The 24,573-nt window shown below is 67.6% G+C and carries 25 protein-coding genes; 20 read left to right on the top strand and 5 right to left on the bottom strand.

Translation table 11 applies throughout. From position 1 onward, the window contains the following. Positions 1 to 88: 88 nt before the first annotated feature. From ACERIM_RS01450 to ACERIM_RS01415, 8 genes are all read left to right on the top strand, one after another. Positions 89 to 1,201 (top strand): DNA primase, encoded by a 1,113-nt coding sequence (locus ACERIM_RS01450; protein ID WP_373630864.1) that lies wholly within the window; start codon positions 89 to 91, stop codon positions 1,199 to 1,201. Beyond that, positions 1,198 to 1,695, top strand: coding sequence for a hypothetical protein (locus ACERIM_RS01445; RefSeq protein WP_049964528.1), 498 nt, complete (start codon positions 1,198 to 1,200; stop codon positions 1,693 to 1,695). Before ACERIM_RS01450 ends, ACERIM_RS01445 begins: the two co-directional genes overlap by 4 nt. 41 nt (positions 1,696 to 1,736) lie before the next feature. Further along, entirely contained in the window at positions 1,737 to 2,522 is a 786-nt protein-coding gene (locus ACERIM_RS01440; protein WP_373630862.1) for a hypothetical protein, read from the top strand. Positions 2,523 to 2,582: 60 nt separating this feature from the next. Next, the gene (locus ACERIM_RS01435) at positions 2,583 to 3,398 is read left to right on the top strand and encodes a hypothetical protein (RefSeq protein WP_373630861.1); all 816 of its coding nucleotides are present in this window, start codon (positions 2,583 to 2,585) and stop codon (positions 3,396 to 3,398) included. 196 nt (positions 3,399 to 3,594) lie between these two features. Then, positions 3,595 to 4,518, top strand: coding sequence for a substrate-binding domain-containing protein (locus ACERIM_RS01430; RefSeq protein ID WP_373630860.1), 924 nt, complete (start codon positions 3,595 to 3,597; stop codon positions 4,516 to 4,518). Positions 4,519 to 4,557: 39 nt separating this feature from the next. Continuing rightward, complete coding sequence (locus tag ACERIM_RS01425) at positions 4,558 to 5,229, top strand: ABC transporter permease (protein WP_373630858.1); 672 nt, start codon at positions 4,558 to 4,560, stop codon at positions 5,227 to 5,229. 44 nt (positions 5,230 to 5,273) lie between these two features. Next, the gene (locus ACERIM_RS01420; RefSeq protein WP_373630857.1) at positions 5,274 to 6,077 is read left to right on the top strand and encodes an ATP-binding cassette domain-containing protein; all 804 of its coding nucleotides are present in this window, start codon (positions 5,274 to 5,276) and stop codon (positions 6,075 to 6,077) included. Between the two features lie 18 nt (positions 6,078 to 6,095). Next, positions 6,096 to 6,818 carry a TOBE domain-containing protein gene (locus ACERIM_RS01415; protein ID WP_373630855.1) on the top strand — a complete coding sequence of 241 codons (723 nt, stop codon included), beginning with the start codon at positions 6,096 to 6,098 and terminating at the stop codon, positions 6,816 to 6,818. A gap of 6 nt (positions 6,819 to 6,824) precedes the next feature. Here the strand turns inward: ACERIM_RS01415 and ACERIM_RS01410 are convergent, their stop codons facing one another. Further along, complete coding sequence (locus ACERIM_RS01410; protein WP_049964521.1) at positions 6,825 to 7,490, bottom strand: HD domain-containing protein; 666 nt, start codon at positions 7,488 to 7,490, stop codon at positions 6,825 to 6,827. Between the two features lie 119 nt (positions 7,491 to 7,609). Between ACERIM_RS01410 and ACERIM_RS01405 the strand changes: the two genes are divergently transcribed. The 8 genes from ACERIM_RS01405 to ACERIM_RS01370 all read left to right on the top strand — a co-directional run bounded on the left by ACERIM_RS01405 (position 7,610) and on the right by ACERIM_RS01370 (position 18,072). After that, the gene (locus tag ACERIM_RS01405; protein ID WP_006649037.1) at positions 7,610 to 8,095 is read left to right on the top strand and encodes a universal stress protein; all 486 of its coding nucleotides are present in this window, start codon (positions 7,610 to 7,612) and stop codon (positions 8,093 to 8,095) included. A gap of 51 nt (positions 8,096 to 8,146) precedes the next feature. Beyond that, positions 8,147 to 8,647: a universal stress protein gene (locus tag ACERIM_RS01400; protein WP_373630853.1), complete on the top strand. Its 501-nt coding sequence runs from the start codon at positions 8,147 to 8,149 to the stop codon at positions 8,645 to 8,647. A gap of 166 nt (positions 8,648 to 8,813) precedes the next feature. Next, positions 8,814 to 10,814 carry an acetate--CoA ligase gene (gene acs / locus ACERIM_RS01395; RefSeq protein WP_373630852.1) on the top strand — a complete coding sequence of 667 codons (2,001 nt, stop codon included), beginning with the start codon at positions 8,814 to 8,816 and terminating at the stop codon, positions 10,812 to 10,814. Between the two features lie 134 nt (positions 10,815 to 10,948). Beyond that, the gene (locus tag ACERIM_RS01390; RefSeq protein WP_373630851.1) at positions 10,949 to 13,168 is read left to right on the top strand and encodes a bacterio-opsin activator domain-containing protein; all 2,220 of its coding nucleotides are present in this window, start codon (positions 10,949 to 10,951) and stop codon (positions 13,166 to 13,168) included. Between the two features lie 271 nt (positions 13,169 to 13,439). Further along, a complete protein-coding gene (gene acs, locus ACERIM_RS01385) occupies positions 13,440 to 15,419 on the top strand; it encodes an acetate--CoA ligase (RefSeq protein ID WP_373630850.1) in 1,980 nt (659 codons plus the stop codon). Between the two features lie 55 nt (positions 15,420 to 15,474). Next, the gene (locus tag ACERIM_RS01380) at positions 15,475 to 15,921 is read left to right on the top strand and encodes a DUF4212 domain-containing protein (protein ID WP_172704539.1); all 447 of its coding nucleotides are present in this window, start codon (positions 15,475 to 15,477) and stop codon (positions 15,919 to 15,921) included. Beyond that, a complete protein-coding gene (locus tag ACERIM_RS01375; protein WP_049905588.1) occupies positions 15,918 to 17,609 on the top strand; it encodes a VC_2705 family sodium/solute symporter in 1,692 nt (563 codons plus the stop codon). The genes ACERIM_RS01380 and ACERIM_RS01375 overlap by 4 nt, the downstream gene beginning before the upstream one ends. A gap of 4 nt (positions 17,610 to 17,613) precedes the next feature. Then, the gene (locus ACERIM_RS01370; RefSeq protein ID WP_172704538.1) at positions 17,614 to 18,072 is read left to right on the top strand and encodes a universal stress protein; all 459 of its coding nucleotides are present in this window, start codon (positions 17,614 to 17,616) and stop codon (positions 18,070 to 18,072) included. Between the two features lie 105 nt (positions 18,073 to 18,177). Here the strand turns inward: ACERIM_RS01370 and ACERIM_RS01365 are convergent, their stop codons facing one another. Together ACERIM_RS01365 and ACERIM_RS01360 are read right to left on the bottom strand one after the other, a co-directional pair. Further along, positions 18,178 to 18,396 (bottom strand): hypothetical protein, encoded by a 219-nt coding sequence (locus ACERIM_RS01365; RefSeq protein ID WP_006649028.1) that lies wholly within the window; start codon positions 18,394 to 18,396, stop codon positions 18,178 to 18,180. Positions 18,397 to 18,461: 65 nt separating this feature from the next. Beyond that, positions 18,462 to 18,950 carry a cupin domain-containing protein gene (locus ACERIM_RS01360; protein WP_373630849.1) on the bottom strand — a complete coding sequence of 163 codons (489 nt, stop codon included), beginning with the start codon at positions 18,948 to 18,950 and terminating at the stop codon, positions 18,462 to 18,464. 275 nt (positions 18,951 to 19,225) lie between these two features. Here ACERIM_RS01360 and ACERIM_RS01355 point away from each other — a divergent pair, with 275 nt between their 5' ends. Next, positions 19,226 to 19,783, top strand: a complete 558-nt coding sequence (locus ACERIM_RS01355; RefSeq protein WP_373630847.1) for a tRNA (cytidine(56)-2'-O)-methyltransferase — start codon at positions 19,226 to 19,228, stop codon at positions 19,781 to 19,783. Between the two features lie 52 nt (positions 19,784 to 19,835). Here ACERIM_RS01355 and ACERIM_RS01350 read toward each other — a convergent pair whose 3' ends face one another. Beyond that, the gene (locus ACERIM_RS01350; protein WP_373630846.1) at positions 19,836 to 20,489 is read right to left on the bottom strand and encodes a hypothetical protein; all 654 of its coding nucleotides are present in this window, start codon (positions 20,487 to 20,489) and stop codon (positions 19,836 to 19,838) included. Positions 20,490 to 20,619: 130 nt separating this feature from the next. Here ACERIM_RS01350 and ACERIM_RS01345 point away from each other — a divergent pair, with 130 nt between their 5' ends. Then, positions 20,620 to 22,197, top strand: coding sequence for a class I adenylate-forming enzyme family protein (locus ACERIM_RS01345; RefSeq protein ID WP_373630844.1), 1,578 nt, complete (start codon positions 20,620 to 20,622; stop codon positions 22,195 to 22,197). A 15-nt stretch (positions 22,198 to 22,212) separates the two neighbouring features. Here ACERIM_RS01345 and ACERIM_RS01340 read toward each other — a convergent pair whose 3' ends face one another. Beyond that, positions 22,213 to 23,208, bottom strand: a complete 996-nt coding sequence (locus tag ACERIM_RS01340; RefSeq protein ID WP_373630842.1) for an MBL fold metallo-hydrolase — start codon at positions 23,206 to 23,208, stop codon at positions 22,213 to 22,215. 162 nt (positions 23,209 to 23,370) lie between these two features. Between ACERIM_RS01340 and ACERIM_RS01335 the strand changes: the two genes are divergently transcribed. Continuing rightward, a complete protein-coding gene (locus tag ACERIM_RS01335) occupies positions 23,371 to 23,895 on the top strand; it encodes a transcription factor (protein WP_006181860.1) in 525 nt (174 codons plus the stop codon). Next, on the top strand, positions 23,895 to 24,572 hold the full coding sequence (locus ACERIM_RS01330; RefSeq protein WP_006649022.1) for a DUF2110 family protein: 678 nt from the start codon (positions 23,895 to 23,897) through the stop codon (positions 24,570 to 24,572). Before ACERIM_RS01335 ends, ACERIM_RS01330 begins: the two co-directional genes overlap by 1 nt. Position 24,573: the final 1 nt, after the last annotated feature.

Raw genomic sequence — 24,573 nt, 5'->3', positions numbered from 1 at the left:
TTTTACCCGTATTCGGCCGTTGAACCCGCCGTGTCGCATACGCAAGGCCAACCCCCACAACGCTCACTGCCGTTCGTTTTGCCGTACAATGACCGCAGAGTTCGAACACGGCGGCCCGAGCGAGCGTTCGGATCCCGAACGGGGCGAGCGCTCCGCGCGCCGTCCCGGCGAGGACGAGCGGCCGACGGGGCCGCCGCGCCGAGTGCTGACCGACGGCGGCCAGGCGGAGATGGAAGACCCGGACGACGAGAGGGATGGCTCCGAGAGTGGCGAAGGGACCGGGGCGGCCGAAGACGACGGTGAAGTGCCGAACGAGGAAACGGCGGACGAGGAAGCGACGGAAGACGACGGAAACGAGGGCAAGGAGTCGGCGGAAGACGATGAAGGAGCGGCCGAGGACGCGAAAGAGGGTGCCGGAGACGAGATGTCGGCCGGCGCGGACGCTGCGGAAGCGGGCGAAGACGGGGACGAACGGGCCGATACCGGCGACCTCGTCGAGGACGACCGCGAAGAGGGCCACGCTGCGGACGCCGAGGACGTCTACGAGGGCGACGACGCCGCCGGCGTCCTCCACCTCGATCTCGACGGGCTCTTCCTCGACGTCCTCGGCCTCGAGGTGAACCTGAACCCGGTGCAGTTGGACGTCTCGGCGCGGCCGGGATCGAACAACCTGCTCGGGAACCTGTTGTCGGCGGTGACGGGGCTGCTCGACGGCCCCGGGGCTATGTTGGACAAGGCGAAATCGCTGCTGAAAAAGCCGCTCGAGCTGCTCAAGACGGTCCCCGGAAAGGCCAAAGAGGCGCTCAGTGCCCTGCTCGAGAAGCCCACGGAGTTCCTCAGCGGGTTAGTGAGCAAGCCCAAAGAGTGGCTGACCGGTCTCTTCGGTATCGGCGGCGAGGAGGCGGAAGCCGACGATGAGGCGGCCGAGGGCGAGGACGAAGGCGACGCGGCCGACGAGACGGACAGCGAGGGAGACGCGGACGAAGCGGACGAGGAATCGCCCGGCCCGCTCGCCAGAGTGGGCGGCTGGCTGCGGGAGAAACTCTCCGGGCTCGTCCCCAGCCTCCCCATCGAGGAGATCGTCGCGGCCGTCGTCTCGCAGGTGATCGAACAACTGATCGAGCAACTCGAGCCCGAGCGCGAGGAAGAGAGGTCCGGCGGCGAGCCGGAATCGGCAGCGGAAACGGAGGCGACATCATGAGCGACGAATCCATCACACAGCGGATCGACACGGAGGCGATCACGGAGAACATCGACGTCGACCAGCTCGTCGAAGGGACCCAGTGGGAAGACGAGATCGACGGGGACATGCCCCTCGGCGCGGCGCTGGGCGGCCAGATCGGCGCGCTCGTCGGCCGCAAAGTCGGCGAATCGCTGGGCCGGACGATCGGGACCATCGTCGTCGAGGAACTGCTCAGCGGCGACGAGTCAGAGTCGGAAGCCGAGGAGGAAAGCGGCGCCTCCGAGGAGGAAGCCACCGAAGAGGCGTCCGACGAGTCGGAATCCGAGGGCGAGGAGTCGCCCGACGAGGAGAGTGCCGAGTCCGAAGACGAAGCCACCGAAGAAGAAACCGAGGCGGAAGACGAGGCCGAAAGCGACGCCGATGCCGGCGACGAGGAGTCGGCGGAGGGCGACGACGCGGCCGACGAGGACGCCGAGGAGGAAATGGAAGCCGAAGCCGAGGAGGAAGAGTAAGTCCGTGAGACGTTTTCGCTACGACGCCCGCTCGAGCGGCGGTGATCGGCGTGAGTGACGAGTCCGGGCTGAAGGGGATGGTCGCCGACGAGGTGAAAGAACAGGTCGACGTGGCCGACATGCTTGGAGACGGCAGCCTCGAGGACAGTATCGACGGCGGCGAGATCGGGGCCGCGGTCGGCCGCCAGTTCGGCGAGCAGTTCGGCCGCCAACTGGGGACCGCTGTCGGTCGTGAGGTCCACGAGACGGTCGCCGAGAACCTCGAAGAGGACAAGGAACTCGGCGAACTCCCGGCCGAGGTGCGGACGGCGGTCGCGGACGCCGTCCGCGAGTCCCTCGGGGGGATCGAGGGCCGTGACTCCCTCGAGTCGATGGCGAAAGGTGTCACCGAAGGCGGCGGCGTCGAGGGCCTGCTCGAGGGAGGCGGCGACGAAGGCGGGGACACCGACGACGCGGAATCGGAGGGCGAGGCAGCGTCGGACACTGAAGAACCGTCGGTCGACGCGGAGGCGGACTCCGACGAGGCTGACGAGGACGTCGAGGACAGTGCCGAGACCGAGTCGGAAACCGAGGGCGGCGAGGAAACCGACGAAACGGCGGACTCGGACGGCAACGCCGAGCCGTCCGTCGAAGAGATCGAAGACCTGCGGGAAGACACCCTCGAGGACTTCCTCGGCGTACTGTCCTACAGCGATCTGCAGTCGGTCGCGAAAGACGTCGGCGTGAAGGCCAACCTCAGCCGTGAGGAGATGACCGCGGCAATCGTCGAGACGGTGACCGACGAGGGGTCGGACGACTCGGAGACGGAAGCGGCCGAGGCCGAGTAGTCGAACACACCGCATCGCGCCCCGCGCGGGAACGACGACCCACGAAGCGATCCAGCATCCATGAGCGACTCATCACTACGGGACCGTGTCCGCGAGGTACTGCACGACGCCGACGAGCGCAGCGGCTCGCTCGTTACCGGCGACGACGTAGACGCCGACTCCGACCTGCTCGAGACCGCACGCGAGGCCGACGACATCCTCGAGTCGGCCGACCCCGACGACCTGCTTGGAGCGCTCGGCCTGGACACGCTCGAGGACGGCTCGGAGCCGGACTCGATCCCCGAGGCGATCGCCCGGGGCGAGCAGGAGCGTGTCGCGGACCTCCAGCGATTGCTCCGGCTCTCGAGGCTCGCCGACCGGGCGGACGACGGGGGACTCGGGGACGCCGTCGACGACCTGCAGGACGCTATCGGCGAACGGGCCGAGTCGGCAGCCGACACCGCAGAGAGCGCAGTCGACGCGGACGATAGTGAAGGGGCGGCCGACGGTGAGACGCCGGCCGGGTCCGACAGGGACGACTCGGCGGCCGGCGAGGCCGAGTCGACGACCGACGACCTCGGCGACAGGCTCCGGTCGGCGATGAGTGACTCGCTTGCCGACTTCGGCGACGAGGTGTCGCAACTGAAGGCGCGACTCGAGGGCCGAAGCGCCGGAGCGGCCGAGAGCGATGCCGACGAGGCCGCAAGCGATGAGCCTGTGGCCGAACGTGAGGACGAAGACGAGAGACTGTTGGACCCGGGACTCGGCGGCGATGGGGAGCGAGGCACGGCTACGGGTGGGCCGAGTCGCCACTCCACGATGGCACCGCCGCCGTCCAAGCGGGCGGACATGCGAGGCACTGCTCGTCACTCGACGATGCCGGACAAGCACGGGTAAACGCCCGTTCTACGGGATATCCCGCGCGAGCCGACTCCGTTTGACCGGCTCGCGTCGGGACTGCATCGACCCTATCCAGATATCCGTTCGGAAAGTACGATACCGCCGTGAGACGCTTCTCAAACGTGTCACGCACCCGATCTTCGGTTCCTCATGCGGTACGTTTATGCCAATGTATGCCATCGTTGTTCCCAGTATGGAATATCGACGGCGGGAGGTACTCGGAGCGAGCGCGGCGGGGATCGCGACGGCCGTCAGCGGGTGTCTCGGCCTGGGAAGCGACGACGAGGAGGGGTCGATCGCGGGTGAGGAACTCGCGCTTGCGACGACGACGAGTACGTACGATACGGGGCTGCTCGACGAGATCAACGCCGCGTTCCAGGAGCGGTTCGGAACGCAGGTCGCGGCGAACGCACAGGGGACCGGTGCCGCGATCGAGTCGGCGCGTAACGGGAACGCCGACGTCATCCTCGTCCACGCCCGATCACAGGAGGACGAGTTCATGCGGGACGGCCACGGGGTCAACCGGCGGGACCTGATGTTCAACGACTTCGTGATCGTCGGGCCGAGCGACGATCCCGCGGGCGTCGGCGACACCGAGCAGGCGACGGCGGCGTTCGAGGCAATCGCGGACGCGCAGGCGACGTTCGTTTCGCGCGGCGACGACTCCGGAACCAACACGAAGGAGTTGGCCATCTGGGACGAAGCGGGCGTCGAACCCGGCGGCGAGTGGTACCAGGAACTCGGCCAGGGGATGGGCGACACGCTGAACAACGCGACCGAGTCCGGCGCGTACACGCTCTCCGATCGCGGCACGTATCTCTCGATGCAGGATAACCTCGACCTCGAGATCCTGCTCCAGGGGCCGATCGAGGGCGGGCCCGAGCTGCTGGCGAACCCCTACGGGATCATGGCGGTCAACCCGGAGATCCACAACAACGTCAACTACCAGCTGGCGATGGCATACATCGGGTTCTTCACGAGCCCGGCCGGCCAAGACCTGGTCTCGAACTACACCGCCAACGGGCAACAGCTGTTTTACCCTGAGGCGCTGTCGGAGGATCCTGACTTCCGGCAGTACGTTCCCGAGGGGTGGCAGCCGGACTCCGACGACGAGTGATCGTCAGGCCCACTATCCCCACGAAACGACCCACACGAAATGCCATTCGAATCCCTCGCTGATCCGACGTATCTCCGGAGTATCATCCGGGTCTCGCTGACGGTCAGTCTGACCGCTGTCCTACTGAGTACGGCGCTGAGCCTGCCGATCGCGTTCGCCGTCGGGTTCGCGGACTTCCCGGGCAAACGACTGATCACGGCGGCCATCAACACGGGGATGGGGTTTCCGAGCGTAGTCGTCGGACTGCTCGTCCTGATGGCGCTCTCGAGCGACGGTCCCTTCGGCTCGCTGGAACTGGTCTACACGCCCCAGGCGATGATCATCTCCCAGTGCGTTCTGGCCGCGCCGGTGATCACCGGCGTCGCACTGTCGGCGGTCGAGAGCGTCGACGACGCCGTTCGCGATGCCGCCTACGGGGTCGGCGGGACCCGCGCCGACGTGGCCCTGATCACCCTCAAAGAAGCGCGATACGGCGTCATCACCGGCGTCCTCGCCGGCTTCGGACGTGCCATCAGCGAGGTCGGCTCGGTCCTGATCGTCGGGGGTAACATCGCCTATGCCGACGGCACTTCGAAGACGCGCACGATCACGACCGCGATCACCCTCGAGACGCGCCGCGGCGAGTTCGAGACGGCGCTAGTACTCGGCATGGTCTTGCTCGTCCTCGTCTTGCTCGTCAATGGGGTCGTGATGCGGCTCGGGGGGCGATGACGATGTGCGGGTCCCTCTCGAGCCGCCGAAGAGGTGACCGGCTCGTGGATCTCGAACTCGAGCGCGTCTCCTACGGTGTCGACGACACATCGATCCTGACTGACGTCTCGCTGTCGGTCGGGTCGGGCGAGGTCGTGACGGTGATCGGCCCGTCGGGCGCGGGAAAGACGACGCTGTTGCGCCTCGCCGCGTTGTTCGAGCGACCGACCGGCGGCGCGGTCCGCTGTGACGGAACCGATCCGTGGGCGCTGTCCCGGGACGAGCGACTCGCGCTCCGCCGGCGGATCGGGATGGTGTTTCAGCGGGCGAGTCTCTTCGAGGCCTCGGTGGCGCGCAACGTCGACGTCGGACGGCGGATCCGCCGCGGGTGGCGGCGACGGGTCGGCGACTTCCTCGCTCGGTCCCTCAACCGTCTGGTCCGCGGGACGACCACGGTCGACGACCGCACCCGCGAGGCCCTCGGACTCGTCGGCCTCGGGGACGCGTGGGACCGCGACGCGGGGTCGCTGTCCGGCGGCGAGGCCCAGCGGGTGTCGTTCGCCCGCGCGCTCGCGACCGAGCCGGACCTGCTCGTCCTCGACGAGCCGACCTCGGATCTCGACCCGCGGAACACGGCCATCCTCGAGCGCGCGATCGACCGCGCGCGCGAACGCGGCCACGGCGTCCTGCTCGCGACCCACGACATGCACCAGGCCGAGCGGATCTCCGACCGAGTGGCGTTCCTGCTCGAGGGCGAACTGGTCGAGACCGGGCCGGCCGCGCGGGTCTTCGAGAACCCACGAGACGAGCGGACCGCACGGTTCGTCCGCGGCGACCTGCTGTACGATGAAAACGAACTTCTCGCGTGACGGCAAAGGGCGAGTCGAATGGAGAAGGAGTTCGACCCCTACCTGCGGATCGACGACGTGACCGTCGATCGGAGCGACATCGCGATGTTGCGCGCGATCGATGACCGCGGCTCGCTGTCCGGGGCCGCCGAGGCCCTCGAGCGGTCCTATCCCCGCCTCCAGCAGCGCGTGGTCGAACTCGAGGACGCGATCGGCCCGCTGGTCGAGCGCACCCGCGGTGGTGCCGGCGGTGGCGGGAGTTCCTTGACCGACCAAGCTCGGGACCTGCTGGCGCGGTTCGACCGGCTGGTCGCGGCCTACGAGGGGGTTGCCCGCGTGGACGAGACGGTATTGTCCGGACCGGTCGTCAACCGGGACGGCGAACTCGCGACCGTCGCGACCGACGCGGGCGAGGTGCTGGCGGTCGTCCCGAGCGAGGCCGCGGCCGCGTCGGTGACGATCCGCTCCGACGCCGTGAGCCTCCACGCTCCCGAAGACGTGCCACGGGCCGAGGGCACCAGCGTCCGTAACCGATTCCCCGGAACCGTCGCGTGGCTCGAGGCCGGCGACGCGGTCGCTCGGGTCGGGATCGACCTCGAGGCCGCCGAGGACGGCGGCGACGCGGACGACGCCGAACTCGTGGCGCTGGTTACGCGCCGCAGCGTCGATGCGCTTGGGCTCGAGCCCGGCCGGTCGATCGTCGCCTCGGTGAAGGCGACGGCGGTCCGCGGCGTCGAGGACCGAGGGACCGACGGCGACTGAGTCGGGTTACTGCGTCCCGTCGACGCCGATCTCGTTCTCGAAGCGCGCGAAGAAGTCGTCGACGAACTGCCGGCGGGACTCGCCGAGGCGGCGACCGGGGTCGGTGTACAGCGCGTCTAGCCGCTCGTCGACCCACTCTCGAAGGAGCGCGACGTCCGGCAGTCCCGACGCGGCCAGTTCGGACGCCGACGCGTCGTCGATGACCGCGTACGCCTCGCCCTGCCTGCCCGACCGTTCGCCGACGATACAGGCCAGCCGGACGATCCCGCGCCCGCCGGCGGCGTCTAACTTGTCCGCGTCGAAGAGCAACCGCGCCTCGAGCGTCTCGGGCTCCGGCGAACTCGCCCGGATGCTGTGGGCGCGAACGCAGTGCGTGACGGCGTCGATTCGGTCCGGCGCCACGCCTTCCGACTCGAGGCGGGCCGCGGCCTCGGCCGCCGCCCACGCGTCGTGGTCGTCGATCTCGCCCGTTCGCTCCAGCGGCCGGCCGATGTCGTGTATCCAGGCCGCCGCGGCGAGGACATCGTTGTCGACGGGCCGTTCGCAGTCGTTTGCCAACCGAATCGCCAGATCGCGGACGCGCTCGGCGTGGAACCGATCGTGTGCCGGGAGGGCGTCGTCGTAGTAGGGCAGCGATAGCTCTCGAGCGAGCGGGCCCAGTTCCTGTGCCATCGTACCCGTGAGAAGTACCGACCGATACTATAATTCTTCTGAACTGTCGGGTCCCGTCAGAGGGGGACCGACGGCCGACGAGCCGTAGACCTTTCTCGAGGGGGACCGTATCGACGCCCATGTACGACTCGATTCTGGTTGCGACCGACGGCAGCGAGGCGGCGGCGACGGCGGTCGACCACGCCGTTGCGCTCGCCGACCGGTTCGACGCAGCGCTGTTCGGCGTCGCCGTCGTCGACGAACGAACCGACTACGACACCGGTATCGTCGATCCCGAGGAGGCCCGCCAGCACCTCGAGGAGCGGGCGGCCGGCTGGCTCACGGACCTCGAAACACGGGCGCGCGAGGACGGGATCGAGGCCGAGACGGCGGTTCGATCGGGCGTCCCCCACGAGGAGATCCTCGCGTACGCCGACGAGGTCGGGGCCGATCCGATCGTGGTCGGCTCCCGCGGACGCTCGTCGTTCAAAGGGGCGCTGCTTGGCAGCACCGTCGACAGGGTCGTCAGGACCACGGCCCGATCGGTCCTGGTCGTCGGCGGGGGCGAAGACGCCGACCGGACGGCCGACGATCCGACTCGAGGCGCGGACGGGGAACGGACGTAGGTCCCAACGTTGGGGCGAACATTTACCTTCGCTGTCGTATGACCTAGCGCCATGTCACTGCTCGTTCCCTTCGACGGCTCGGCGTTGGCGACGCGTGCGCTCGAGCGTGCGTCGACGTTCAGCGACTTGCTCGACGAGGAAGTCGTCGCGCTGACGGTGATCCCGGACGACCCCGAGTACGCGCGGGACCGGGGCTGGATCACGCAGGGCGAACCGTTCGACATGGACGCGATCGCCGCGGGGATCGGGGACCGGGCCAACGAGGTCGCGCCCGAGGCGACGGTCCGGACCGAGCGCGTCGACTCGGACGAGCCGACCGCGACGTCGACGACCAACGTCGTCCGCGAGATCCGCCGGGTCGCCGCCGAGATCGAGGCCAGCGTGGTCTTCATCGGCTCCGAGAACGCCGGCTCGGTGATCGCGCCCCAGTCAAGCGTCGGGAGCCCGGTCGCGAGCGACCACCGCTACGACGTCTACGTCGTCCGCGAGCCCGGCCACGAGGTCGACCCCGAGGACCTCGCGGACATCGACTCGACGCAGGACGACCTCTGAGACGGTCCGTTGGACCGATTTACCGGTGGGACCGCGGCCCGACCTGGCTCCTTCTGCCAATGGCCGACAGGAACCGTCTGTGCGACGGTGACCCCCGTCGGAACCGGCCACCGGCTGGCGATTCGGAGGAACGTTTATTCCGTTGACCGACGACGGTTCGGACGAAATGGTCGATCGGAACGGGTGGGACCGGGACGGCACCGCGCCGACCGGGACCACCCATGACCCGCCGGCGTCGTTCGTCGAGCAGGCGAACGTCTCCGATCCGGGGATCTACGAGGCGTTCGAGGCCGACTGGCCGTCCTGCTGGACGCGCGCGGCGGACCTGCTCTCGTGGGACGAGCCCTACGACACCGTCCTCGAGGACGCGGACGCCCCCTTCTATCGGTGGTTCCCCGACGGACGACTCAACGCCGCGTACAACTGTCTGGATCGACACCTCGAGTCGGGTCGGAAGAACCACGCCGCGATCCGCTGGGAGGGCAAGCAGGGCGAGCGCCGCACCTACACCTACCGCGACCTCTACGTCGAGGTCAACGAGTTCGCGGCGGCGCTGCGCGATCTCGGCGTCGAGGAGGACGACGTCGTAACGATCTATCTGCCGATGATTCCCGAGTTGCCGATCGCGATGTTGGCCTGTGCCCGCATCGGCGCACCGCACAGTGTCGTCTTCGCGGGACTCTCCGCGGACGCCTTGGCGACCCGGATGGACGCCGCCGACAGCGAGTTCCTCGTGACCTGCGACGGCTACTACCGCCGCGGCGACGCCTTCAATCAGAAGAGCAAGGCCGACAACGCACGGCTCGCGCTCGAGCAGGACGTGCGGACGGTCGTCGTCGACCGACTCGGTGACGACCTGCCCCATGTCCTCGGCGACGACGAGTACGACTATCACGAGCTTCGGGACGCGTTCGCCGGCGCGACCGTCGAGCCGGTCTCGCGGGACGCCGAGGACATGCTGTTTCTGATGTACACGTCGGGGACGACCGGCGAGCCGAAGGGCGTCGTCCACTCGACGGGCGGCTATCTCGCCCACGTCGCCTGGACGAGCCACGCCGTCCTCGACGTCAAGCCTGCGGACACCTACTGGTGTGCGGCCGATATCGGCTGGATCACCGGCCACTCCTACATCGTCTACGGCCCGCTGGCGCTGGGAACGACGACGGTGATGTACGAAGGAACCCCCGACTATCCCGACCGGGACCGCCTCTGGGAGATCGTCGACCGCAACGCCGTCGACGTCTTCTACACCGCGCCGACGGCGATCCGGGCGTTCATGAAGTGGGGCGAGGAGTACCCCACCAAACACGACCTCTCCTCGCTGCGGCTACTGGGCTCCGTCGGCGAGCCGATCAGCCCCCGGCCGTGGAACTGGTACCGCGACCACGTCGGGGGCGGCGATTGCCCGGTCGTCGACACCTGGTGGCAGACCGAGACCGGCGCGGTGACGATCTCGACGCTGCCCGGCGTCGACGAGATGAAGCCCGGCTCCGCGGGGCCGCCCCTGCCCGGCATCGACGCGAACGTCGTCGACGAGGCCGGCGATCCCGTCGAGCCCGGCCGGACCGGCTACCTCACGATCGACCGGCCGTGGCCGGGGATGGCACAGACGCTGTACGACAACGACGAGCGGTTCGTCACGGAGTACTGGCAGCGCTTTTCCGACCCCGCGGCCGACGACTGGCGCTACTTCAGCGGCGACACCGCCCGGATCGACGAGGACGGCTACATCACCGTCCTCGGCCGGGTCGACGACGTGATCAACGTCTCCGGTCACCGGCTGGGCACCATGGAGGTCGAGAGCGCGATCACCGACGTCGACGGCGTCGCCGAGGCCGCCGTCGTCGGCCGCTCGAGTCCGGCCGGCGACACCGAGATCTACGCCTACGTCAGCACCGAGAGCGGCCGCGAACCCGGCGATCGGATCCGGACGGCGATCCGCGAGAACGTCGCGGCGGCGATCGGGCCGATCGCGACGCCAACAGAACTCGTCTTCACGCCGGAACTGCCCAAGACCCGCTCGGGCAAGATCATGCGCCGCCTGCTCGAGGACGTCGCCAACGGCGAGTCGCTGGGCGATACGAGCGCCCTGCGCAACCCGGAGATCGTCGGCGAGATCCAGGCTGAGGTCGGCGACGAGAGTTCGGACGGCGGCCGCGACCGGTAGCAGTTTCGCGCTCTCTGCGATCGCGAAACGCGGTCTGTGGACGAATCAGTCCCGTAAACGACCGCTCGTTCACGGCACCGCTGGACCGGCGATACAATTATGTTCGGGTCGCCAGAATAGGCGAACCAGACGCTATGAGTCTCGAGGGGACCACGGGGGCGGTACTCAGGCGGCGGGAGTACGAATCGCTCCTCGACGCCGCGGAGACCTACCGCGAGGCGCTGGTGATCCGGCTCTGTGGCGACGTGGGGCTGCGGCCGGCCGAACTGACCCGGCTCACGATCGACCACGTCGACCAGGTCCGGATCGACCCGCCCCGGTATCTGGTGCGGGTGCCGACCGACGACGAGCGGGACGACCGGACCGCCTACTTGCCGACTCGTGTCGAGCGCGAACTCCGGCGCTACGCCCGTAGCAACGACCTCTCGCCGGCGGATCGGATCTTCTCGGTCACGCCGCGGCGGCTCCAGATGCTCGTCTCGGACGTCGCCGATCGGGCCGGCGACCTGTTCGACGACCCCGCCCTCGCGGATGTCTCCACCAGCGACCTCCGGCAGTACTTCGCCCACACCGCCTTGGTCGACCACGACGTCAACCCCCGCGTCGTCAAGACCGCCGGCGGCTGGCGCAGCTTCGAAGCCCTCGAGTCCTATCTTCCCGAGCCGACCGACGCCGAAATCGTCGACGCCTTCGACCCCGTCGAGGGGCCGTCCGGTCCCCGGTCCGGCGACTCCGGGTCCGGGCCCGCGGTAAGCGACGACAGCGTGATCCGCCTGCTGCTGGCCGCCAGCGATCGGTACGCTCTGTTGCGACTGGACGCGGACGGTTACGTCGAACGCTGGAATCGCAGTGCAGCCGCGATGTTCGGCTACCGGGCCGGCGAGATCGTCGGCACCCACGTCTCGACGTTTTACACCGACGAGGCAGTCGCGGACGGCGCGCCCGAGCGGGCCCTCTCGACCGCCCTCGACGAATCCGGCTGCGAGACCGACGGCTGGCGCGTCCACAAGGACGGCTCGCGGTTTCGCGCAACCGAGGTCGTCTCGCCGCTCCGGGACGATCAGGGCCACCACCGCGGCTTCGCCGTCTTCGTCCGCGACGTCACCGCTGCCCACGAGGAACTCGCGGCCGCCCGCGACCGACGCGACGAACTCGAGGGACTGTACGCCGTCGCCCGGCGACACCGCGCTGTCACCCACGCGTTGCTCGAGGCGACCGACCACGAGGAGGTCGAGACGGCCACGTGCGCGACCCTGACCGACGGCCGGGCCTACGCGTTCGCCTGGATCGACCGGGCGACGTTCTCCGATCGCCGCCGCGAGTGGCGCGCCGCCAGCGGGATCGAACCCGACGCCGTCGAGCGGCTCGTCCCCGAGGAGTGGGACGGCGACGACCCGACGGTCGACCTCGAGAGCGCCGCGTTGGTCCCCGATACCGGTTCCGACGGCGGCGATCCGCCGGTGACCGTGGCCGACGACGTCGCGGCGACCGTCGGCGGGGAGCCCTTCGAGGGCACGCTCGCGAGGGTGCCGCTGGCCTATGGCGATACCGTCTACGGGACGCTCGCGGTCGCGACCGACCGGCCGGCAGCGTTCGAGGACGACGAACGAACGTGGCTCGCGACGGTCGGCCGGCAGGTCGGCTACGCCATCGCCGCGATCCGGCGGCGCAACCTCCTGTTGTCCGACCGCGTGATCGAACTCGAGGTCGCCTGTCGGGACGACCGCTCCTTTTTCGTCGACGCCTCGGGGCGGCTCGACTGCCGGCTCGAACTCGACTCGCTGGTGCCGATCGACGAGTCCACCCGGCTCTACTACGTCCGGCTCGCGGACGGCTCGCCCGGCGACGTCTTCGACCTCGCGGCGGACGACCCCGCGATCGAGGACTGCCGGCTGGTCGAGACCGACGAGGACGGCTGGCGGATCGAGATCGTCGTCGAAGGCTCGTGTCCGATCGGCACGCTGACCGAGTACGGCGCGACCGTCCACGAGGCGGTCTTCGACGGCGGTACGGCGACGATCACCGCCGAGTGCGCGGCCGACGCCGACCTCCGGACGATCCTCGACGGCCTCCGCTCGGCGTTTCCCGACTCCGAACTGGTCGGCAAACGCGAGACCGAACGGGCCGTCCAGACGGCCCGCGAGTTCCGGAAGGGTCTCGAGGATCGGCTGACCGACCGCCAGGAGGCCGCGCTCCGGGCGGCCTATTTCGGCGGCTACTACGACTGGCCCCGGGAGAGTACGGCCGAGGAGGTCGCCGACGCGATGGGCGTTTCCTCGCCGACGCTGCACAACCACCTGCGGAAAGGCCAACACGAACTGCTGCGGACCTTTTTCGACGATCCGGACGGGTAGCGCGGACTCGGCAGCCGACGCCGGTCGATACGTCGAGGGCTACATACCTAGAGGACCCACTCGAGCGATCGCCGACCGCGGTCGCCGGCGTATCGACGACCGCGCGATCGGCTCGTCGCGCCGTCGATTTACCCCCGTTCGTACGCGACTCGAGCGCCTATCACGACCTAATATAGTCAATATATGCTAGGGTATTCGGGGTGAATGGGGTCGATTTTGCACAACTAGAGGGGCTCTTTACTATGGAGGTACGTGATTGAGTGTCTGTACCATGTCACAGGAGGATGCCGAACTCGAGGCACGACTCGAGGAGCAGGAGGCCTTCGAGCCCCCCGAGTCGTTCGTCGAGCAGGCAAACGTCACTGATCAGGGGATCTACGAGGAGTTCGAGGAGAACTGGCCGGAGTGTTGGGAGCGTGCGGCCGACCTCCTCTCGTGGGACGAGGCGTACGACACCGTCCTCGAGGATGGGGACGCCCCGTTCTACGAGTGGTTCACCGGCGGCGAACTCAACGCGTCGTACAACTGTCTCGACCGACACGTAGAAGACGGTCGCGCCGACAGCGTGGCGATCGAGTGGGAAGGCGAACTCGGGGAGACGCGCACGTACACCTACGAGGAACTGCTCGACGAGGTCGAGGACTTCGCGGCGACGCTGCGGGACCTCGGCGTCGAGGAAGACGACGTCGTCACGCTGTACATGCCGATGATTCCCGAGTTGCCGATCGCGATGCTGGCCTGTGCCCGCATCGGCGCGCCCCACAGCGTCGTCTTCGCCGGCTTCTCGGCGGACGCGCTGGCGACCCGGATGAACTCGGCCGACAGCGAGTATCTGGTCACCTGCGACGGCTACTACCGCCGCGGCGACGCGCTCGATCACATCTCGAAGGCCAACGAGGGCCTCGAGGGGGTCGACCACGAGGTCTCCGACGTCGTGGTCGTCGATCGGCTGGGTGACGACCTCGATCACGAGCTGGCGGACAACCAGCACGACTACGACGAGCTGGTGGCCGACCACGCGGGATCGACGGTCGAGCCGGTCTCCCGCGACGCCGAGGACATGCTGTTCCTGATGTACACCTCGGGGACGACGGGCAAGCCGAAGGGAGTCAAACACACCACCGGCGGCTACCTCGCGTACACGGCGTGGACGAGCCACGCGGTGTTGGACATCGAGGCCGACGACACCTACTGGTGTTCGGCCGACATCGGCTGGATCACCGGCCACTCCTACATCGTCTACGGCCCGCTGGCGCTGGGGACGACCAGCGTCATGTACGAGGGGACGCCCGACTACCCCGACAAGGACCGGCTGTGGGAGATCGTCGAGAAGAACGGCGTCGACATCTTCTACACCGCGCCCACGGCGATCCGGGCGTTCATGAAGTGGGGCTCGGAGTACACCGAGAACCACGACCTGTCCTCGCTGCGGCTGCTGGGGACCGTCGGCGAGCCGATCAACCCGCGGGCGTGGAAGTGGTACTACAAGCACATCGGCAACGAGGAGTGCCCGATCGTCGACACCTGGTGGCAGACCGAGACCGGCGGGATGATGATCACGACGCTACCTGGCGTCAACACGATGAAACCCGGCTCCGCCGGCCCGGCGCTCCCGGGCATCGACGCACAGGTCGTCGACACCGAGGGCGAGGAAGTCGAGGCCGGACGGGCCGGCTACGTCACGGTCAACAATCCCTGGCCCGGCATGCTCCGGACGCTGTACAACAACGACGAACGATTCGTCTCGGAGTACTGGGACGAGTACTCCGACCCCGACGCTGACGAGTGGGTCTACTTCCCCGAGGACGGGGCGAAGATCGACGAGGACGGCTACATCACCATCCTCGGCCGGGTCGACGACGTGATCAACGTCTCCGGCCACCGGCTGGGCACCATGGAGATCGAGTCCGCCGTCGTCGGCGTCGAAGGCATCGCCGAGGCCGCCGTCGTCGGCGGCGACCACGAGGTCAAGGGCGAGGCGGTCTACGTCTACGCCATCCCCGAGGACGGCTACGAGGACCGCCACGCCGAACTCGAGGAGAAGGCCATGGCGGCCGTCCTCGATTCGATCGGGCCGATCGCCAAACCCGAGCAGATCATCTTCACGCACGAACTGCCCAAGACCCGCTCGGGCAAGATCATGCGTCGACTGCTCGAGGACATCGCGAGCGGCAACGAACTCGGCAATACGTCGACGCTCCGGAACCCGGGGGTCGTCGACGACATCGCGGAACAGGTATCGGACGACTGACCCACTGAGACGGTTTTTTCGAACAAAAAACGACTGACACACGACTCACACACATATGCCAGATAATAACACCCAGGACTCGACCGATAGACAAGCCGCAACGGACGGTGGCGTGGCCGGACAGGCCGGCCAAGCCCACCGAAACACCGACTACCTCAACGCGGAGGTGAACCTGCTGAACCCGAGTACCCAGTTCATGCGTGACCACCTGCGCATCGTCTGGACGGGCTTTGTCATCTGGTTTCTCGCAGTGTGGGGCCCGGTAACGGCGACGTACCTGGCGACCGACACGATGACGGCCCAGATGCCGGTACTCGGCTTCCCGCTGCACTACTTCCTGGTCGCCTTTGGCGCGCCGACCAGCGCCTTGCTCCTGTCGTTCTGGTACTCGCGCAAGCGCGACGCGTTAGACGAGAAGTACGGCATCGACCACGCGTCCGTCGAGAGCGCCGGTCACGAGAGCGGTGACGCGACGGCCGCCGACGGGGGGGTCGACGAATGATGGGCGTCGCTGCCGTGCCGCTACAGGAGAGCCTGCTGCCCGAGGCGCTCAACATCTCGTTCAAGCTCCTCCCGGCAATTCTGGTGATCGGGATGCTGTCGCTGTTCCTGGCGATCGGCTTCGTCTTCCGCGTGGCCGACACCGAGGACATGTGGGTCGCCGGCCGCTCGATCGGGAACGTCGAGAACGGGATGGCGATCGGTGCCAACTGGATGTCGGCGGCGTCCTACCTCGGGATGGCGGCCTCGATCGCGCTGGCCGGCTTCTACGGACTGGTGTTCGTCGTCGGCTGGACGACGGGTTACTTCATCCTGCTGATTTTCATGGCCGCACAGCTGCGCCGGTTCGGGAAGTACACCGCGCCGGACTTCGTCGGCGACCGTTTCAACTCCGACGGCGCACGCGCCATCGCGGCCGTGACGACGTTCCTCATCGGCTTCGTCTACGCCATCGGGCAGGCGAAGGGGATGGCGCTGGTCGGCCTGTACATCTTCGGCGACTACGGCGGCCTCATCCCCGGTCTCGACGGCTACCAGGTGATGGTCGTCGCCATGATGGTCGTCACGGTCGGCTACCTCACCCTGTCCGGGATGATGGGCGCGACGAAGAACCAGGCGGTCCAGTACACGATCCTCATCGTGGCGTTCGTGGCCGGCCTGTACGTCGTCGGCTACACGAACGGCTACTCGACGGTGTTGCCCCAACTCGAGTACGGCATGCTGATCGACGAACTCGGCAGCGAGTTCAGCGAACCCTTCGCGACCTCGAGTTACTACCTGTGGGTCGCGACGACGTTCTCGCTGATCGTCGGGACCTGCGGACTACCCCACGTGCTGGTGCGGTTCTACACGGTCGAGAGCGAACGAACGGCCCGCTGGTCGACCGTCTGGGGGCTGTTCTTCATCTGCATCCTGTACTGGAGCGCCCCCGCGTTCGCGGCGTTCGGGACGGACCTGTACACGCAGAACGTCGGCGCGACCTACGGTGACCCCGGCATGACCGGTGCGGCAAGCGAAGTCATCGTCGTGCTGGCGGCCCAGCTATCGGGGCTGCCACAGTGGTTCGTCGGACTGATTGCGGCGGGCGGGATCGCCGCGGCCATCGCGACGGTCGCCGGCCTCTTTATCGCCGGCTCCTCCGCCATCAGCCACGACATCTACACGAACATCATCAACGAGGACGCGACCCAGCGCCAGCAGATCCTCGTCGGGCGTCTGTCCATCGTCGCACTGGGCGCGCTGACCACGCTGGCCGCGCTCGACCCCGCGTCGTCGATCGCCGCGCTCGTCGGCTACGCGTTCGCGCTGGCCGGATCCGTGCTGTTCCCGATGTTCTTCATCGGCATGTGGTGGGAGAACGCCAACCGTCCGGGCGCGCTCGCCGGGATGACCACCGGGCTGATCGGCTGGTCGATCCCGATGATCAACGAGATCGTCCCGAACTACGTCTCCTCGCTCGAGGCCCCGCTGTCGGCGGGCCTGGCACAGTGGATGCCGGCGATCGGCTCGGCGCTGATCACCCTGCCGGTCGTGTTCATCGTCACCATCGCCGTCTCGCTGATGACCGAGGAGCCGGACATCGAGACCAAGCGGGTCGTCCGGCAGTGTCACAGCCCCGAACCGATGGGTCAGCAACAGACCGCCGAAGACGTCGTGACCGACGGGGGCGAGACCCCCGCGGATGACTGAATCCATGTACGATCGAATACTCGTTCCGACCGACGGTAGCGATACGGCCGAGTTGGCGGTCGAGCACGCGCTCGACCTCGCCGAACAGTACGGGGCCACGGTACACGCCCTGTACGTGGTCGATACCAACGCGATGAGTCTCAGCCTCGGTGGCGAACAGCTCGACCGCATCGAGCAGGGCCACTACGGCGAGATGGACGAGGTGCGGGAACGAGCCGAGAACGCCACGGGCTACGTGGCCGACCGCGCCCACGAACTCGGGATCGAGACCGTCGAACACGTGTCGGCGGGGCGACCCCACGATATGATCGCCAACTACGTCGCGAACAACGACATCGACCTCGTCGTCATGGGCTCGCACGGGCGCACCGGCGTCCGCCGGGCGCTGCTCGGGAGCGTAACCGAACGGACGCTCCGATCGACCCGCGCGCCGGTACTCGTCATCGACGCCGACGAGGAGTAACGCGACTCGAGGCTCGTTTTTTCGACGCCCCATCGATCAGCGGCGACAGGACCGCAAGTCGAGACTCGAGAAGACGGGGCGACTGTGGCGGGACCGTTCGCGGGACTACTGGTTTTGCCGGACTGCCAGTTCGACGTTCCACATGAACCCGAAGTAGGCGACGATTCCCGCGAGCATGAGCATGTAGTACACCCAGGTCGGCGGCTCGAGGAAGTAAGCGACGACCTCGACCAGCGTCACCCAGACGACCGCGAACGCGAGGTCGGTCAGGATACCCCATCGCTCCTCGCGGGCGGTCCGCAACCACTCACCGGCCCCTGTCATCGGCCGCTCACCCGACGGTCGGATCCGTTCATCGTGTGGGACTTTCGCAGGGTCACGGAAAAAGCCTATCGGCGCTCGTCGCCCTCCCAGTACTCGACCTCGTCCGCGAGCCGGTAGTAGCCCTCGAGCGACCGCTCGTCCCGACCGCCCGGCGGCGAACCGACGAAGACGCCGACCTTCTCCATCTCGGGGTAGACCGTGACGTCAGGCTCGTTCATCGTTGACATCGCCAGGTATCGAAGCGTTTCGTCGCCGTCGTTGACAACCCGATGGCCACCCGACTCGTCGGCCGGGAAGGTCGCGTAGTCGCCGGCTTCGAGAGGCTCGAGGCCGTCTTCGGTTTTGAGTTGGCCGTCACCCGCCAGCACGTAGAGCGCCTCCTCGTTGGCGGTGTGGTAGTGGTAGGGCCACGACCGCTCCCCGGGCGGGAGTTCGTAGAGACTACAGCCGAGGTCGTCGGCGTCGACGGCATTCGAGAGTTCTTTTCGGCGGAAGGTGGTCTCTTCGCGGTCGTACTCCTTCCAGTCGACGTCGCCCTCGTTGACCTTCTCCATGTCCGGGTACCGACGACCGTCAACAATATAATAGTTCTCGCGATGCGAACCGCTTCGGTCGCTATCGGTTGGGGCTCGAGAGGGAAGCGAACGAGTCTCGAGGCCAGCATCCGCGAACGAAGTGAGCGGTTCACCGAGCGCGCCGTCGGCGCGCTCGGCCTTTTTCATCAAAGTTTTTGCGCGGGGCCCTCGCTCGCTCGGCTCGCTCGAACCCCGCGCAAAAACTTTGATGGGAAAACGAAACCCCCTAACCCCGCCCGAGCGTGGGAACGGGCATGCACGACGACAGCGAGGTCGCCGTCCTCCGGCTCGGCCACCGGCCGGGACGGGACGACCGGATGACCACCCACGTCGGTCTGACCGCGCGGGCGCTGGGGGCCGACCGCGTGGTCTTTCCCGACAACGCCGGCCAGTCGCTCGAGACGGTCGCCGACATCACCGACCGCTTCGGCGGCCCCTTCGAGGCCGAACTCACCGCGGGCCCACAGGGGGTCATCCGCAACTGGGAGGGCCGGGTCGTCCACCTCACGATGTACGGCGAGCGCGTCCAGGACGTCGAAGCCGAGATCAGGGCGGCCCACGCCGACGCGGGCGAGCCGCTGTTGCTGGTCGTCGGCTCCGAAAAGGTTCCCTTCGACGTCTACGAGGAAGCCGACTGGAACGTCGGCGTCACCAACCAACCCCACTCCGAAGTGGCCGGGCTGGCGGTCTTTCTCGACCGGCTGTTCGAGGGCCGGGAACTCGAGCGGGAGTGGGACGACGCCGACCGGCGCGTGATTCCCACGGAAACGGGCAAGCGCGTCGAATCGGCGGATTCGGACGCCGAAGAGTAAGCCAACCGAGCGCCGACGGCCCGCGAGAGCCGTGACACCGCCTGGCCCCGCCTCAACCGCTCGAGTTGATTAATCGAACCGGCCGGACGAGCCGCCCCCACACCAGCCCCAGCGCCGTCCGGACGGCCGCGAGGACGCCGGTCTCGTCCTCGTTCAGGACGTAGCCGTTGCCGACCCGTTCGATCGGGCTCGAGCTACTCTGGACCTCGAGTACCCGCTCGAAGTCCTCTTCCATGAGTCCGGTTCGGTCGCAGATCTCCGTCTTCGTGAGCGGCCGGTCGGCCTCCTGTAGTTCCTCGAGCAGCCAGCGACTGTGAAGTGAGACGAGGTGGAACTCGTCGTCGGTCAGCTCGTCCTCGTCGGTCTCGGAACCGTCGTCGGTCCGTCGCGCATACAGCCCGTCGAGACAGATCCAGCAACCGGCCGCCAGCAACGCGGCGGCGATCCAGCGGTTCCCCTCTTGTAACTGCACGGCGCCCGCGGCGACGGCGAACAGACCGACGCCGATCCAGGCGAGCGCCGGATCGATGTCGAACTCCTCGAACGCGCTCTCGAGCAGCGGCGCGCCGATCGCGATACCGAGGACCGTCCCGAGAACGCTCAGGTCGAGGTCCAGAACGATGACCGCGCCCGCGGTGACGAGAGCGATGACGACGTCGGTACGGTCGATTCGATCACCGACTCGAGCGGCCGACTCGCGAAGCATCTGTTGACAATACAACACCATCGCTACTAAGCATATCGCTCGCCGTCGGTCGCCGAACGTTGCGGCTTCCGTGCGGGGGTCGGCTGTAAGAGAGGTACAATTTTAAACATGGGATTCGGTATCACGATTCATGGACCTGGAAGCGGTCGACGAATCCGCCCTCGCGGGCAACGTCGCGAAGCTGTTCGACCAGACGGCGGCCCACCACGGGGACGCACAGGCGATGGAACACCACGGCCGGCGCTGGACCCACGCGGAGGTCCGCGACTGGACCGCCGAACTCGCCGGCGGCTTCCACGACCTCGGCCTCGAGCCCGGGGATCGTGCCCTCCTGTTCCTGCCGAACTGTCCGCAGTATCTGATCGCCTCGATCGGCGCGTTCAAGGCCGGCGTCGAGATCTCGCCGGTCAACCCGCAGTACAAGCGCCGCGAAGTGGCCTACCAGCTCGAGGACACGGACGCGGGCGCGATCGTCACACATCCGGCGCTGCGGGAGGTCGTCGACGAGGCGATCGAGGACGCCGGAATGGAACCGGAGATAATCACCATTCAAAGCGAGGACTGGCCCCGCGATCCCGAGGACCACGCGTTCGAGGAAGTGCGCGGCGAGCCGACCATGGTCGAGCGCGCGGACGACGACGTCGCCCTGCTGCCGTACACCTCCGGGACGACCGGCGATCCGAAGGGTGTCCAACTCACTCACGAGAACACGCGGGCCCAGCTCATGTGGCCCCTGACCGCCTCGAACGTCGACGTCGAGCCCGAGAACGTCCGCAGTCTGACCTGGCTCCCGCTCTACCACATCACTGGCTTCACCCACACCGCCCTCCAGCCGCTGGTCGGCGGCGGCCGCCTCTACTTCCGTAGCGCCCTCGAGTGGGACGCCCAGGAGTGTATGCAACTCATCGAGGACGAAGGGATCACCCACTACGTCGGCGTGACGACGATGTACGCCGACATGGTCGCGTCCGATGACTTCGGCGAGTACGACCTCTCGAGCCTCGAGTCGGCCTCGGAGGGCGGCGCGAAGCTCTCGCCGTCGGTCCAGGAACGGTTCGAGGAGGTCGCCGGCGTCGATATCTCGGAGGGGTACGGCCTCACGGAGACCCACGGCGCAACCCACACCCAGAGCGGGTCGACCTTCGGCCTGCAACACGGGACGATCGGCCAGCCTCTCCGGATGACCGACTGCAAGATCGTCGACGGATCGGGTGACGAGGTCGCCCCCGGCGAGGAGGGCGAACTCGTCGTCCGCGGGCCGCAGGTGATGAAAGGGTATCTCAACATGCCCAAAGCGACCGAGGCGGCCTTTACCGAGAACGGCTACTTCCGGACCGGCGACATCGCCCGCCGCAACGGGAACAACTACTACGAGATCGTCGACCGGAAGAAACACATGATCAACACCGCCGGCTACAACGTCTACCCCAGCGAACTCGAGAACCTGCTGCTGGAACACGAGGCCGTCGCGGACGCCGCCGTCGTCGGGATTCCGGACGAGCGGCGCAACGAGGTGCCGAAGGCCTTCATCGTCCCCGCCGAAGGCGTCGAACCCGGCAGCGACGTGACCGCCGACGAGTTACAGGAGTTCTGTCTCGCCGAGGTCGCCGAGTACAAACACCCCCGCGAGGTCGAGTTCATCGAGGAACTGCCCCGCACGACCTCGGGGAAGATCCAGAAGTACAAGCTCGAGGACGACGCGTCATAACTCCCGACACCCACCTCACGCGATCTCGTAGTATCTGACGCCGTCTTCCGTTTCGTACGTTACCGCACCCTCTCGCTCGAGCGTGCCGAGCGCGCCGAGGGTATCGAGCAGCGGAGCCATGTGCCGCACCGTCCCGACGCGTTGTTCGGCGATCGCCAGCGGGCTCGCGGGTCCGACGGCCGCGGCGGCCTCCCGGGTCTCCTCGAGCAGCGTGTCCAGCCGGTCCCGCGTGGCCTCGATGACCGCTTGCGGCCCCTCGAAGACGGGGCCGTGGCCCGGGAAGACAACCGTCGCGTCCGTCTCGGCCAGTCGGTCCATTGCCTCGTAGTAGGCGTCGACTGCCCCGTCGGCACCGTGGTCGAGGCCGACCTGGAAGGCACCGGCGCGGAACGGCTCGATGAGCGCGTCGCCCGAAAACAACACCGTCGTCCCTTCGACGGTCGTCTCGAAACACAGGTGATCGACCGCGTGACCCGGCGTCGCGAACGTCTCGAACTCCCGACCGCCGATCGCGACCGTCGCGTCGGGCTCGATCGTGCGGGCGGTCTCGGGCTCGACCAGTCGCCGATCGCGGCGTAGTTCCTCGAGTTCCTCCTCGACGATCTCCGTGGCTCTGTCGCCCTCGTAGCCCGCCGCCGTCGTCATCTCGCGAAAGCCCTCGCGGGCGGTCTCGAGGTCTCGCTCGAGTCGCGACAGCGACCGCGCCGGCGCGTGGACGGTCGCGCCGGCCGCCCGGAGGACGGGCAACTGGCCGATATGGTCGCTGTGGACGTGGGTTACGACGACGTGGTCGATGTCGGCCGGTTCGTAGCCGATCTCCGCCAGCCCCTCGCGCAGTTCCGTCTCGCCGGCATCGTCCGGTGCGCCCGCGTCGAACAGGATCGGCTCCTCGCCCTCGAGCAAGTAGGCGGCGACGTGTTTGGGTGGCCAGGGAACGTCGAACTCGAGGCGATGGATCCGTTCGTGGGCGCGGTCAGCTCGGACGGCTCCGCAGGAGGCATCGGCAGTCATTGTCCTGAGAAGTGCCACCCAGCCACATAAACGTCGCGCCCGAACACGCCGACGGCGTTCGGATTCGTCACGGTCGCAGTGGAATGTACCGCGATTCGGCCGGTCGGTCGCGCGCGGGGCAGTTGGCAAGACTTAATGGCGTCATGCCGTTACATGGAGGTAATGGCTTTTGAGGACCTGCTCGAGGACCCGGTGATCCAGAAATATTTGCACGAGCTGGTCGGTCCCAAGGGGATGCCCGTCGCGGCGGCACCGCCGGACGGGGAAGTGACCGACGAGGAGCTCGCCGAGGAACTCGACCTCGAGTTGAACGACGTGCGGCGCGCGCTGTTCATTCTCTACGAGAACGATCTCGCCACGTATCGGCGACTGCGCGACGAGGACTCGGGGTGGCTGACCTACCTCTGGACCTTCGAGTACGACAACATCCCGGAGAATCTCGAGGAGGAGATGTACCGGCTGCGCGAGGCCCTCGACGAACGCCGGGAGTACGAGCGCAACCACGAGTTCTACCTCTGTGAGATCTGTTCCATCCGCTTCGAGTTCGGCGAGGCGATGGACTTCGGCTTCGAGTGCCCCGAATGTGGCTCGCCGCTGGAATCGATGGACAACGACCGACTCGTCAACGCGATGGACGACCGCCTCGACGCGCTCGAGGACGAACTCAACATCGACGCGGACGCCTAATGGTCGTACTCGCAACTAAGCTGTACGTCGAGGGAGAAGCCCGCGAACGGGCGCTGGACTCGCTGCGATCGCTGGTCGGCAACGAAATCGCCGATCTCGACGTCGAGTTCGAAATCGGCGTACGCCACGACGATTTCCCGTCGGTGACGGTCGAGGGCGACGACGCCACGGTCGCGCGCAACGTCCTCCGCGAGGAGTTCGGCGAGATCGTCCCCGATCTCGAGCCCGGCGAGACCTACGTCGGCACCCTCGAGTCGTGGGACGACGACGGGTTCGTCCTCGACGCGGGACAGGGCGACGGCGTCCGGATCCCGACCGACGAACTCGGGCTCGGCCCGGGGTCGGCGACGCAGATCCGCGAACGGTACGGGCTGGTCCAGCATCTCCCGCTCCGATTCGTGTACGGTGGCGATGACCCGTCCCGTCTGTCCGACGCCGAACAGGATCGCCTCTACGAGTGGACCCGCGGCGACGGCCGTCTCAACGTCAACAGCGCGACCCGCGCGGAGGTTCGGGCCACGCTCAACCGCGCCGGCCACGCCCAGGACTACGTCACCGTCGAACGGCTCGGCCTGCTCGAGCAGAGCGTGATCTGTCCCGAAGACACCGATCCGCCGGGGTTGCTCGCGAGCGTCGGCGAGTACCTCCCGGCCGAACTCCGCTGTGTCGTTCCCTAGC

The organism is Natrinema sp. H-ect1 (assembly GCF_041821105.1).
GTDB lineage: Archaea > Halobacteriota > Halobacteria > Halobacteriales > Natrialbaceae > Natrinema > Natrinema thermotolerans.
The sequence above is the reverse complement of the archived record's forward strand: the minus strand, read 5'-3'. Positions and strand labels throughout refer to the sequence as shown.

Coding starts and splice junctions, on each gene's coding strand:
- ACERIM_RS01400 (WP_373630853.1), top strand. CDS start 8,147: ATGTCACTGCTCGTTCCCTTCGACGGCTCGGCGTTGGCGACGCGTGCG.
- ACERIM_RS01450 (WP_373630864.1), top strand. CDS start 89: ATGACCGCAGAGTTCGAACACGGCGGCCCGAGCGAGCGTTCGGATCCC.
- ACERIM_RS01365 (WP_006649028.1), bottom strand. CDS start 18,396: ATGACAGGGGCCGGTGAGTGGTTGCGGACCGCCCGCGAGGAGCGATGG.
- ACERIM_RS01345 (WP_373630844.1), top strand. CDS start 20,620: ATGGACCTGGAAGCGGTCGACGAATCCGCCCTCGCGGGCAACGTCGCG.
- ACERIM_RS01370 (WP_172704538.1), top strand. CDS start 17,614: ATGTACGATCGAATACTCGTTCCGACCGACGGTAGCGATACGGCCGAG.
- ACERIM_RS01445 (WP_049964528.1), top strand. CDS start 1,198: ATGAGCGACGAATCCATCACACAGCGGATCGACACGGAGGCGATCACG.
- ACERIM_RS01380 (WP_172704539.1), top strand. CDS start 15,475: ATGCCAGATAATAACACCCAGGACTCGACCGATAGACAAGCCGCAACG.
- ACERIM_RS01410 (WP_049964521.1), bottom strand. CDS start 7,490: ATGGCACAGGAACTGGGCCCGCTCGCTCGAGAGCTATCGCTGCCCTAC.
- ACERIM_RS01330 (WP_006649022.1), top strand. CDS start 23,895: ATGGTCGTACTCGCAACTAAGCTGTACGTCGAGGGAGAAGCCCGCGAA.
- ACERIM_RS01355 (WP_373630847.1), top strand. CDS start 19,226: ATGCACGACGACAGCGAGGTCGCCGTCCTCCGGCTCGGCCACCGGCCG.
- ACERIM_RS01375 (WP_049905588.1), top strand. CDS start 15,918: ATGATGGGCGTCGCTGCCGTGCCGCTACAGGAGAGCCTGCTGCCCGAG.
- ACERIM_RS01405 (WP_006649037.1), top strand. CDS start 7,610: ATGTACGACTCGATTCTGGTTGCGACCGACGGCAGCGAGGCGGCGGCG.
- ACERIM_RS01350 (WP_373630846.1), bottom strand. CDS start 20,489: ATGCTTCGCGAGTCGGCCGCTCGAGTCGGTGATCGAATCGACCGTACC.
- ACERIM_RS01415 (WP_373630855.1), top strand. CDS start 6,096: ATGGAGAAGGAGTTCGACCCCTACCTGCGGATCGACGACGTGACCGTC.
- acs (WP_373630852.1), top strand. CDS start 8,814: ATGGTCGATCGGAACGGGTGGGACCGGGACGGCACCGCGCCGACCGGG.
- ACERIM_RS01435 (WP_373630861.1), top strand. CDS start 2,583: ATGAGCGACTCATCACTACGGGACCGTGTCCGCGAGGTACTGCACGAC.
- ACERIM_RS01390 (WP_373630851.1), top strand. CDS start 10,949: ATGAGTCTCGAGGGGACCACGGGGGCGGTACTCAGGCGGCGGGAGTAC.
- ACERIM_RS01425 (WP_373630858.1), top strand. CDS start 4,558: ATGCCATTCGAATCCCTCGCTGATCCGACGTATCTCCGGAGTATCATC.
- ACERIM_RS01340 (WP_373630842.1), bottom strand. CDS start 23,208: ATGACTGCCGATGCCTCCTGCGGAGCCGTCCGAGCTGACCGCGCCCAC.
- acs (WP_373630850.1), top strand. CDS start 13,440: ATGTCACAGGAGGATGCCGAACTCGAGGCACGACTCGAGGAGCAGGAG.
- ACERIM_RS01335 (WP_006181860.1), top strand. CDS start 23,371: ATGGCTTTTGAGGACCTGCTCGAGGACCCGGTGATCCAGAAATATTTG.
- ACERIM_RS01360 (WP_373630849.1), bottom strand. CDS start 18,950: ATGGAGAAGGTCAACGAGGGCGACGTCGACTGGAAGGAGTACGACCGC.
- ACERIM_RS01430 (WP_373630860.1), top strand. CDS start 3,595: ATGGAATATCGACGGCGGGAGGTACTCGGAGCGAGCGCGGCGGGGATC.